The following is a 9,240-nucleotide window of genomic DNA, read 5'->3' as shown; positions in this document are numbered from 1 at the left end:
TCCCGTTGGGTGAGGGTGTATTCCGGCTGTTAGCAGATCTCGGCGAACAGCCGTGATCCCTCGGCGTCGTAGAGCATCCAGGCCGGCAGTTGGCGAGGGCTGCGCCGCAAGCCATCCCGAACCAGGTGCTTGAGGTCTGTCACTGGTGGGTGGAGGTTGACCAGGCTGATGCTCATCGGGCCAGCCGGATGCCAGCCGCCATCCAGCTGCTCGCTGGCGGGAAGAAATTGCGGTAGCTGTCGCGTTCGTGGCCCGGGGGTGTGAGCCAGCTGCTGCCGCGCAGCACCATCTGGGAGCTCATGAATTTGCCGTTGTATTCGCCGATGGCTCCCTCCACCGGGCGAAAGCCGGGATAGGGGCTGTACGCACTGGAGGTCCACTGCCACAGCACCCGGTGGGCGTGCTGCATGGCAGCGCCATGCAGGCCAAGGGCGTTTTCCCATTCCGCTTCGGTGGGGAGCCGGGCACCGCTCCAGCGGGCATAGGCATCCGCTTCGAACCAGCTCAGATGCCGCACCGGTGCCTGGGAGTCGCGGCGGCGGCAGCCCGCCAGGGTGAATTCGTGGTTGTCACCCCGCCAGTAGCGCGGCGCCTGTCACTGCTCCTCCTTCAGGGTCAGGGTCAGCTGAGCCTCAGGGTTATAGACGGGTTCCAGCGGCTGGCGGTTGAAGCCATCTTTTTGGCGCCAGGCCAGCACCGCGCCGATGGCCGGACGGCTGAACAGCCCCCGCTGCGGCCGGGGGTGACGCGCTCCGACGGCGTCGTAATAGGAGTTGAACTGATAGCTCCAGAGCGGGGCGCAGGCCTGATGTCCAGCTGCATGGGGCTGCAGCACGAAGGTGTCGAAGAACCAGTTGGTGTGGCCCAGATGCCATTTGGGTGGGCTGGCATCGGCCATTCCCTGGAGCATCAGGTCTTCCGGTTCCAGAGGTGTGATCAGTGCTTCGCTGCGGCGCCGCACCGCCAGGAGAGTGTCCAGCAGCACGAGCCCGATCCATCCTTCGCGGACCCTAGGGGGTGCAGCAAACCATCGGTACCATCAGCCCATCGATGCGGCTGAATCCCTTGAGCGGTTCCGGCACGGTGCTGATGGAGCGATATCGCCTGGAGGAACGGCTGAGTGGACCCGATCCGCTGCGTGGTTCCTTCTGGAGTGCGGTGGATGTGATGGCCGGCGATTGCCCTGTAGCGCTACGTCAGCTGAACGACTTGGCCAGCCAAGAGCCTTTTCGTCAGCGCTGGGAGGTCTTGCAGACGATCGGGTCGCATCAGTTGCCTCGCTTTGGTCAGTTGCTTGATCTGGAGGATGGTTTGTGGGCCGTTCGCGACTGGATCGAAGGCAGTAGCCTCGCCTCGCTTCAACAGCAACGCGCGCGACGCCAAATGGTTTTCAGCGCTGGCGAAGTGCTGCTGCTGCTGAGGCAGGTCTTACCAGTCTTGGGAGCGCTTCATTCTCACGACCTGGTGCATGGGCATATCAGTCTCCAAAACCTGTGGCGCCGCACCAGTGATGGTTTGCCGGTTGTATTGAAAGGCGAGCTTGTTCCCACTGAAGACGCCGCCAGCTGGATGGATGTACGGGATTTGGCAGTTTCAGCCATGGCCTTGTTGACGGGCCAGCCGTCCAATCTCCCGTCAAGTCTCGAAAGGCTGGGGCTGAATCCCGCGTATCAAGCCGTGCTCGAGCGGTTGCTTACGGCGGATCCGAACCGTCGCTTTCCTGATATTGCCAGTGCCCAGGAGGCCTTGCAGCAGCTAGCGATGCCTGAACACAGCGGTCCAATCGAGAAGCCAATTGCTGCATCGGGACGGTTCACTGCGACGGCTCCCTCCTCAACATCCCCTCGTCAAAAGCGCGCGATGGCTCGCGAGCAGGGAGCGGAGGGTCGCCTCTGGCCTGTGGTGATCGCCTTGGCCCTGTCGGCCTTGGTGAGTTCCGCCATCGGTTGGTTCCTGCTTCCGCGCACCTCCACCGGAGACAGGCCTCCCCGCCCCAGAAGGGATGGGGCCGCAACTGTCGTCAGTCTGCCGCCAGAGGAGTTGGATCAACGCGAGCAGCTGTTCAGCCGCTTGCGGGCGCTGCAGGTGGATCGCAGTTGGTTTGTCGAACTTGTGGATGCCAGCCAGCTCAGCATGGAGTCGCTGGAGAGTGCGCCGCTCCGAAGGCACTGGACCGAGCTGGCAGAGCAATGGCTGGCCCGGATTGGGCAGCTGTCGCCGGCGATCCGTGCCCGATTGGGTCGTCTAAGCGATGGGGACTGGGAGCAGCCGCGGCAGGCGCTGCGGCAGCAGGGTGTTCATCCCAAGGTTGTGGAGCATCTGGTGAGTGCTGGCACCCAGGATCTACTGCCGATGGCCATGCAGGGCCGGAAACCCGCCGACCCCTTTCTTCAGCTTTGGATTTCAGCGGCGATGCAGAGCCTTGATGAGGTCGAAATCGTGCGGCTCAAAGCGCGCCCGCTGGAACCCACCAACACGTCGTTGCGTATCCCTGCCGGTGACGCGCGTTTGGTTCTGGTGGAGGCTCCGGTAGGTGATGCCGTGGCCCTGGGCATCAACGGCACACCGCTGATGCAGATGATGGTGTTCGGTGTTAATGGGCAGGTGGAGGCGGAGCGTGGCCCTCTGCGGGTGGCTCGGATTGCGCCGAAAGCGGGCTTGCCGCTGCAGGTGTTGGTCACCAACCAAGGGGTTTCCTCGGGTCTGTTCACCCTGTCTTGTCGGGCGGAGCCGCTCCCTCAATAGCGCGCCATCGCCGCTTTTACATCTTTTTTAGATTGCTTCTCCTTTTCGGCGGCGCGCTTGTCGTGCAATTTGCGACCTTTGCCCAGCCCGATGGTGAGCTTGATCCAGGACCCCTTGAGATGAATGTTGAGGGGAATCAGCGTCAGGCCTTTCTGATCCACCAAACCGCGCAGCTTGTCGATCTCACTGCGATGGGCCAGCAGTTTGCGGGTGCGCAGCGGGTCGTGGTTGAAGTAGCTGCCGGCATGGGTGTGGGGTGAGATGTGCACGTTGTGCAGCTGCAGCTCTCCATTGCGGATCAGGCAGAAGCCATCGCGCAGGTTGGCTTTGCCGTTACGGATCGATTTCACCTCTGTTCCCACCAGCTCGATGCCTGTTTCGAGGGTTTCGAGGATCTCGTATTGATGCCGGGCCTGACGGTTGTCCGCCAGCATCCGGTTGGCGGCGGCCCTTGCTGCGGCTGCGGCTGTTTTTTTCGCTCCTCCCTTGGGCATGGCTCTGGCTGCGTCTTCCGACCCTATCCAGATCTGGGTACCCTGCCCGCATGGCGATTGTCTCTTCCAGTTCCGGTCGCAAGCCACCACGCCGCCCCGAGGCGTTGGTGGACCCTCAGCTGGCTCCTGAAGAGGTGGTGAGTCGGCCGGAAGACAAGCTGCGGCCCCAGCGCCTGGACGACTACATCGGCCAGAGCGAGCTCAAGCAAGTGCTGGGCATTGCAGTGGAAGCGGCGCTGGGTCGAGAGGATGCCTTGGATCATGTGCTGCTCTATGGCCCGCCGGGTTTGGGCAAAACCACCATGGCCATGGTGTTGGCCGAAGAAATGGGAGTGCAGTGCAAGGTCACCAGTGCACCGGCCTTGGAACGCCCGCGCGACATCGTTGGTCTGTTGGTCAACCTGCAGCCCCGTGATCTGCTGTTCATTGACGAGATTCATCGCCTGAGTCGGGTGGCGGAGGAGCTGCTCTATCCGGCGATGGAAGACCGTCGCCTTGATCTCACCGTAGGCAAGGGCAGCACAGCACGAACCCGTTCTCTCGACCTGCCGCCGTTCACCCTCGTGGGGGCCACCACCCGCGCCGGATCGCTGAGCTCCCCGCTGCGGGACCGGTTCGGCCTGATCCAGCGGTTGGAGTTTTATGGCCAAGACGACCTGGAAGCGATCGTGGAGCGCACCGCCGGGCTGATCGGGGTTACCCTCACGCCGGAGGCTTGCAGCAGAATTGCCGCCTCCTGCCGTGGTACGCCTCGGATTGCCAACCGCCTGCTGCGCCGGGTGCGGGATGTGGCCAGCGTGCGCGGCGGTAGCGGTGGAGCCATTGATCAGGCCCTGGTGGGAGAGGCCCTGAGCCTGCACCGCGTTGATCATCGGGGCCTCGATGCCAGCGATCGGCGCTTGCTAGAGGTGCTGATCGACCACCACGGTGGCGGCCCGGTGGGCCTTGAGACTTTGGCGGCTGCCCTCGGCGATGACCCCGTCACTCTGGAGACCGTGGTGGAGCCGTTTTTGCTGCAGCAGGGGTTGCTGATGCGCACTCCCCGCGGCCGGATGGTCACGGATGCGGCCCGCATTCACTTGGCCGAGGCGGCATGAATCGGTTCCTCGTTCTCTTGCTGAGTCTGGTGCTGGCCCTACCGGTGCAGGCCCTCGACCTACAGGGGCTCTATGAGCAAGCGCTGACGGCCAGCCGTCAGGGGGATTTTGTGGAGGCGCTGCCCATGTGGGACCGCTTTCTGGAGCAGGCCCCAGAGGATGCAGCAGCGCTGAGCAACCGCGGCAATGTGCGTCTGGCCCTGGGCGATGCGTCTGGGGCCATCGAAGATCAGAGCGCCTCGATTGTTCTGGCGCCGGAGGAAAGCGACCCGCATCTGAACCGGGGCACGGCAGAGGAGGCGCTTCAGGACTGGTCCGCGGCAGCGGACGACTATCTCTGGATTCTGGAGCGCGATCCGCAGGATGCCTCAGCTCTCTACAACCTGGCCAATGTGCGCGGCTCGCAAGGGGACTGGCCTGAGGCTCGAGAGCTTTATGGCCAGGCTGCCCTCGCCCGCCCCGGCTTCGCCATGGCCCGCTCCAGCGAGGCTCTGGCGGCCTGGCAAGCGGGAGATCTCGATTGGGCGGAGGCGGAATTGCGCAAACTGATCCGTCGCTATCCCTTGTTCGCCGACGCTCGGGCGGCCCTCAGCGGCCTGCTCTGGCGCGAAGGATCTAGTGGTGAAGCCGAAAGCCACTGGGCCGCGGCGGCCGGGCTGGATCAGCGTTATCGCCAGGTGGACTGGCTGCAGCAGGTGCGCCGCTGGCCACCCCAGCCGACGGCGGATCTGATGGCGTTCCTGGCTTTGGAGGCGTCCTGAGATGACCCAACCGGCGTCCTTCTCCGATCGACTCAGCCGTGAGCTGCCTGAGCTGCTGGATCTGCGCCGGCATCTGCATGCTCACCCTGAACTCAGCGGTGAGGAACATCAGACCGCCGCCCTGGTCGCCGGTGAACTACGTCAGCTGGGTTGGCGGGTCCGTGAGGGAGTTGGCCGCACGGGCGTGGTGGCCGAATTGGGGCCTGATCACGGCCCCACGGTGGGCTTGCGGGTGGACATGGATGCCCTACCAGTGGAGGAGCGTACCGGGCTGAGCTATGCCTCCACCCGGCAGGGTTTGATGCACGCCTGTGGCCACGATTTGCACACCTGCACGGGTCTTGGGGTGGCGCGGTTGCTGGCCCAGGAGCCGGCTTTGGCGGCCCGGGTGCGCTTGCTGTTTCAACCTGCCGAAGAAATGGCCCAGGGGGCGGTGTGGATGCGGGATGCGGGGGCGGTGGAGGGCCTCGATGCGTTGTATGGCGTGCATGTGGTGCCGAATTTGCCGGTGGGCACGGTGGGAATCCGTCGGGGCTGTCTCACGGCGGCGGCCGGTGAGCTGGAGATTCGGGTGCAGGGGGAGGGCGGCCATGGTGCCCGTCCCCATCAGTCGGTGGATGCTGTCTGGCTGGCGGCTCGGGTGATCACAGAGCTTCAGCAGACCATCGCCCGCCGCTTAGATGCGTTGCAGCCGGTGGTGATCAGTTTCGGCAAGGTGGAGGGCGGTCGCGCCTTCAACGTGATTGCCGATCAGGTGCGTTTGCTGGGCACAGTGCGCTGTCTGGATCTACAGCAGCACGCTCAGCTGCCGGCCTGGATTGATCAGACGGTGCAGGGAATCTGTGCCAGTGGAGGGGGTACGGCTGTGGTTAATTACCGCTGCATTGCGCCACCGGTGCACAACGATCCGCAGCTCACGACCTTACTCGAACGCTGTGCGGTGGAGTATCTGGGCCGCGACAAGGTGCTGCCGGTCGAGCAACCCTCCCTGGGGGCGGAAGACTTTGCTGAGCTGCTTCGGGATGTGCCGGGAATGATGGTGCGGCTAGGGGTGGCCGGGCCCGAAGGGTGTGCGCCGCTGCACAACCGAGCTTTTGCGCTCGAGGAAGACGCCCTCGGTGTTGGTATTGCGGTTCTCACGGCCACCCTGCTGGCGTGGATCACGGAGAACACGTCGGCATGAACCAACGTCGTGCGGTAATTTGGGTTGCTCTCGGGGCTCCGTTGCTGATCTTGCTCGCGTTGCTGGCTACAAACCAGCGCCAGGGTAAGGACCGGGTGCAGGTGCTCCCCGCCATATTGGTGGGTTCGGGTCTGATCATCAGCAGCGCTCTCGGTCGGCAGCGTCGTCGCGCCAGGCTGTTGGCCAATCTTCAACGGGCGCGCACCCCTGGCAGCAACCCATGAGCGAGACCGATCCGCAACGTCCTGATCTCGAGGTGGTCCGCCAGGCCATTGCCAGTGGGGATCCGGTACAGGCGATGCCGGCGATCACAAAGCTCCGGCATTGCTCGGACGCTGAGGCTGTGCCGTTGCTGGTGCTGGGCACGGAGCAGAAGCCCTTTCTGGTGCGTTCTTTGAGCTGCAGTGGATTGGGCTACAAGCGCACCGAACAGGGCTGGACTGTGCTGAGTGCGTTGATCACGGCGGACGAAGATCCCAATGTTCGGGCTGAGGCAGCCAATGCCCTGGCCAGCTACGGGGTGGAGCGGGCTTGGCCCTTGCTTCGTTCTGCCTTTGAAGCCGATGCCGCGTGGCTGGTGCGTTGCAGCATTCTGTCCGCCCTGGCGGAACAGCCCGCCATTGATCTGGGTTGGTTGCTGGAGCTCGCGACTATGGCGATTGCCGACGCCGATGGCACGGTGCGGGTGAGTGGGGCTGAAATCCTCAGTCGGATCGTTCGGGAGGGAGGTGCCGACCACATCGCGGTGCAGGCCAGAGGCCTGTTGCAATCGCTTCTACAGGACAGCGATCACCGCGTGGTGGCTGCCGTGCTCAATGGTTTGCAAGCCAGCTGAACGGGCTTTTGAGCAACGCTTGCTAGCGTTCAAACATCACTAGGGGTGTCTGGGTTTCACCATGAACCCAGACTGAGATCACACCCTCCGAACCTGATTCCGGGTCATGCCGGCGCAGGGAAGTGCTTGAGCGTGATCTACGGCCAAACGTCGACCCCTGGGCTGTCCGTCGCACCTCAGATCATGCGCGCTTCCTGGGTTGAGTCCCGCAAGGGTCAGGCCAACGTCTCTCAGATGCACTACGCCCGTCAGGGTGTGGTGACCGAAGAAATGGCCCATGTGGCCAAGCGGGAGAACCTGCCCGAGTCGCTAGTGATGGAAGAAGTAGCCCGGGGACGGATGATCATCCCGGCTAACATCAATCACACCAATCTGGAGCCGATGGCGATCGGCATTGCCAGCAAGTGCAAGGTGAACGCCAACATCGGTGCTTCTCCGAATGCGTCCGATGCCGCCGAGGAGGTGAAAAAGCTCAAGCTGGCGGTGAAGTATGGCGCCGACACCGTGATGGATCTCTCCACCGGCGGCGTCAACCTCGACGAGGTGCGCACCGCGATCATTGGTGCATCCCCGGTGCCCATCGGCACCGTGCCCGTTTATCAGGCGCTCGAGAGCGTCCACGGCTCAATCGAGAAGCTGGACGAGGACAACTTCCTCCACATCATTGAGAAGCACTGCCAGCAGGGCGTTGATTACCAGACCATCCACGCGGGTCTGTTGATCGAACACCTGCCCAAGGTGAAGGGCCGTATCACCGGCATTGTCAGCCGCGGCGGTGGCATCCTAGCCCAATGGATGCTGTACCACCACCGTCAGAACCCGCTCTACACGCGATTTGACGACATCTGCGAGATCTTCAAGCGCTACGACTGCACCTTCTCCCTTGGTGACTCGCTGCGCCCCGGTTGTCAGCACGACGCGTCCGACGCCGCTCAACTAGCCGAATTGCACACCCTTGGTGAACTGACTCGTCGCGCCTGGAAGCACGACGTGCAAGTGATGGTGGAAGGGCCCGGCCACGTGCCGTTGGACCAGATCGAGTTCAACGTGAAAAAGCAGATGGAGGAGTGCAGTGAAGCGCCCTTCTATGTGCTTGGTCCTCTGGTGACCGATATTGCCCCGGGCTATGACCACATCACTTCCGCAATCGGCGCGGCCATGGCTGGTTGGCATGGCACGGCGATGCTTTGTTATGTGACTCCAAAGGAGCACCTAGGTCTACCCAACGCTGAGGATGTGCGAGAGGGCTTGATCGCTTACAAGATCGCCGCCCATGCGGCAGATATCGCTCGCCACCGCCCCGGCGCCCGTGACCGTGACGACGAGCTCAGCCGGGCCCGATATGCCTTCGACTGGAATAAGCAGTTTGAGCTGTCTCTGGATCCTGAGAGGGCCAAGGAGTTTCATGATGAAACCCTGCCAGCAGACATCTACAAGCAGGCTGAGTTTTGCTCGATGTGTGGGCCAAAGCACTGTCCAATGCAAACCAAGATTACTGATGAAGATATAACTGAACTAGAAAAAGCACTCGAATCAACTTCTGTAGGTTTATGAAGATATTAGTGGCCGTGTTTGTAGTTTCAATTGGCAACTACTTTATCCTTAGATCATAGCAATCTGAATCACTTTGATATTCGGGAGCTGATTTTAATTTTAAAGTCAAACGTATTTATATTCGGAGTCTTGTTGGATCTAGTAGGGAGCTTTTTGATGAGCTAAAGGGAGGAGTAGGCCTACCAACTATCTGTATGCATTCAACATATACTTGATTCTCTAGATTTTATTTGGATCTCTTGTTGGTTTTCTAAATGACAACAAACTTTCAATGATTCAGATTCTTGGCATTGGGATTGCTGCATTCGCTGTGGCGCTATTAACCAATAGCAAATATTAATTGTATTTTATTCTTTGCGCTTATTCTTCAGGCCATGGTTTTACTTTATGGGGTTGATCACATCTATTTTATTGCACTGGCATGCATTATTCCACAAAGCCTTTTATATAAGATAATTTCTTGTGTTTTTCTGCAAATTGATTAACATACTTCTTAGGGAATTAATAAAAAATTATTACCATCATTTTGGGTAATTAATGATTGCCTGACTTCAATTAAGTTTTTATTTTT

At 61.0% G+C, this 9,240-nt stretch carries 8 protein-coding genes, 2 pseudogenes and 1 riboswitch; of the genes and pseudogenes, 7 read left to right on the top strand and 3 right to left on the bottom strand.

The genetic code is table 11. The features are described from left to right. Positions 1 to 32: 32 nt before the first annotated feature. A pseudogene (locus tag ACGVJ8_RS02405) lies at positions 33 to 176 on the bottom strand (L-histidine N(alpha)-methyltransferase); the annotation flags it as partial. Continuing rightward, positions 173 to 985 (bottom strand): annotated as a pseudogene (locus ACGVJ8_RS02400) (SUMF1/EgtB/PvdO family nonheme iron enzyme). The pseudogenes ACGVJ8_RS02400 and ACGVJ8_RS02405, both read right to left, overlap by 4 nt. Before the next feature lie 65 nt (positions 986 to 1,050). Between ACGVJ8_RS02400 and ACGVJ8_RS02395 the strand changes: the two are divergent. Continuing rightward, the gene (locus ACGVJ8_RS02395; protein WP_392345312.1) at positions 1,051 to 2,745 is read left to right on the top strand and encodes a serine/threonine protein kinase; all 1,695 of its coding nucleotides are present in this window, start codon (positions 1,051 to 1,053) and stop codon (positions 2,743 to 2,745) included. On the opposite strand, the gene smpB is transcribed toward ACGVJ8_RS02395, so the two are convergent. Continuing rightward, positions 2,739 to 3,239, bottom strand: a complete 501-nt coding sequence (gene smpB, locus ACGVJ8_RS02390; RefSeq protein ID WP_392345311.1) for an SsrA-binding protein SmpB — start codon at positions 3,237 to 3,239, stop codon at positions 2,739 to 2,741. The genes ACGVJ8_RS02395 and smpB overlap by 7 nt on opposite strands. A 50-nt stretch (positions 3,240 to 3,289) precedes the next feature. Between smpB and ruvB the strand changes: the two genes are divergently transcribed. From ruvB to thiC, 6 genes are all read left to right on the top strand, one after another. Continuing rightward, on the top strand, positions 3,290 to 4,336 hold the full coding sequence (gene ruvB / locus ACGVJ8_RS02385; protein ID WP_392345310.1) for a Holliday junction branch migration DNA helicase RuvB: 1,047 nt from the start codon (positions 3,290 to 3,292) through the stop codon (positions 4,334 to 4,336). After that, positions 4,333 to 5,097, top strand: coding sequence for a tetratricopeptide repeat protein (locus ACGVJ8_RS02380; RefSeq protein ID WP_392345309.1), 765 nt, complete (start codon positions 4,333 to 4,335; stop codon positions 5,095 to 5,097). Before ruvB ends, ACGVJ8_RS02380 begins: the two co-directional genes overlap by 4 nt. A 1-nt stretch (position 5,098) precedes the next feature. After that, positions 5,099 to 6,280, top strand: a complete 1,182-nt coding sequence (locus ACGVJ8_RS02375) for an amidohydrolase (RefSeq protein ID WP_392345308.1) — start codon at positions 5,099 to 5,101, stop codon at positions 6,278 to 6,280. Beyond that, positions 6,277 to 6,504: a DUF3188 domain-containing protein gene (locus ACGVJ8_RS02370; protein WP_392345307.1), complete on the top strand. Its 228-nt coding sequence runs from the start codon at positions 6,277 to 6,279 to the stop codon at positions 6,502 to 6,504. The genes ACGVJ8_RS02375 and ACGVJ8_RS02370 overlap by 4 nt, the downstream gene beginning before the upstream one ends. Then, complete coding sequence (locus ACGVJ8_RS02365; protein ID WP_392345306.1) at positions 6,501 to 7,115, top strand: HEAT repeat domain-containing protein; 615 nt, start codon at positions 6,501 to 6,503, stop codon at positions 7,113 to 7,115. Before ACGVJ8_RS02370 ends, ACGVJ8_RS02365 begins: the two co-directional genes overlap by 4 nt. 31 nt (positions 7,116 to 7,146) lie before the next feature. Further along, positions 7,147 to 7,253: riboswitch (TPP riboswitch) on the top strand. Between the two features lie 45 nt (positions 7,254 to 7,298). After that, positions 7,299 to 8,669: a phosphomethylpyrimidine synthase ThiC gene (gene thiC, locus ACGVJ8_RS02360; RefSeq protein WP_392345305.1), complete on the top strand. Its 1,371-nt coding sequence runs from the start codon at positions 7,299 to 7,301 to the stop codon at positions 8,667 to 8,669. The last annotated feature ends 571 nt before the right edge of the window (positions 8,670 to 9,240 follow it).

This window comes from Parasynechococcus sp. (genome assembly GCF_042954245.1).
Classification (GTDB): domain Bacteria; phylum Cyanobacteriota; class Cyanobacteriia; order PCC-6307; family Cyanobiaceae; genus Parasynechococcus.
The sequence above is the reverse complement of the archived record's forward strand: the minus strand, read 5'-3'. Positions and strand labels throughout refer to the sequence as shown.

What these genes read in the sequence shown, in the direction of transcription:
- ACGVJ8_RS02395 (WP_392345312.1), top strand. Translation starts at nt 1,051, where the DNA reads ATGCGGCTGAATCCCTTGAGCGGTTCCGGCACGGTGCTGATGGAGCGA.
- smpB (WP_392345311.1), bottom strand. Translation starts at nt 3,239, where the DNA reads ATGCCCAAGGGAGGAGCGAAAAAAACAGCCGCAGCCGCAGCAAGGGCC.
- ruvB (WP_392345310.1), top strand. Translation starts at nt 3,290, where the DNA reads ATGGCGATTGTCTCTTCCAGTTCCGGTCGCAAGCCACCACGCCGCCCC.
- ACGVJ8_RS02380 (WP_392345309.1), top strand. Translation starts at nt 4,333, where the DNA reads ATGAATCGGTTCCTCGTTCTCTTGCTGAGTCTGGTGCTGGCCCTACCG.
- ACGVJ8_RS02375 (WP_392345308.1), top strand. Translation starts at nt 5,099, where the DNA reads ATGACCCAACCGGCGTCCTTCTCCGATCGACTCAGCCGTGAGCTGCCT.
- ACGVJ8_RS02370 (WP_392345307.1), top strand. Translation starts at nt 6,277, where the DNA reads ATGAACCAACGTCGTGCGGTAATTTGGGTTGCTCTCGGGGCTCCGTTG.
- ACGVJ8_RS02365 (WP_392345306.1), top strand. Translation starts at nt 6,501, where the DNA reads ATGAGCGAGACCGATCCGCAACGTCCTGATCTCGAGGTGGTCCGCCAG.
- thiC (WP_392345305.1), top strand. Translation starts at nt 7,299, where the DNA reads ATGCGCGCTTCCTGGGTTGAGTCCCGCAAGGGTCAGGCCAACGTCTCT.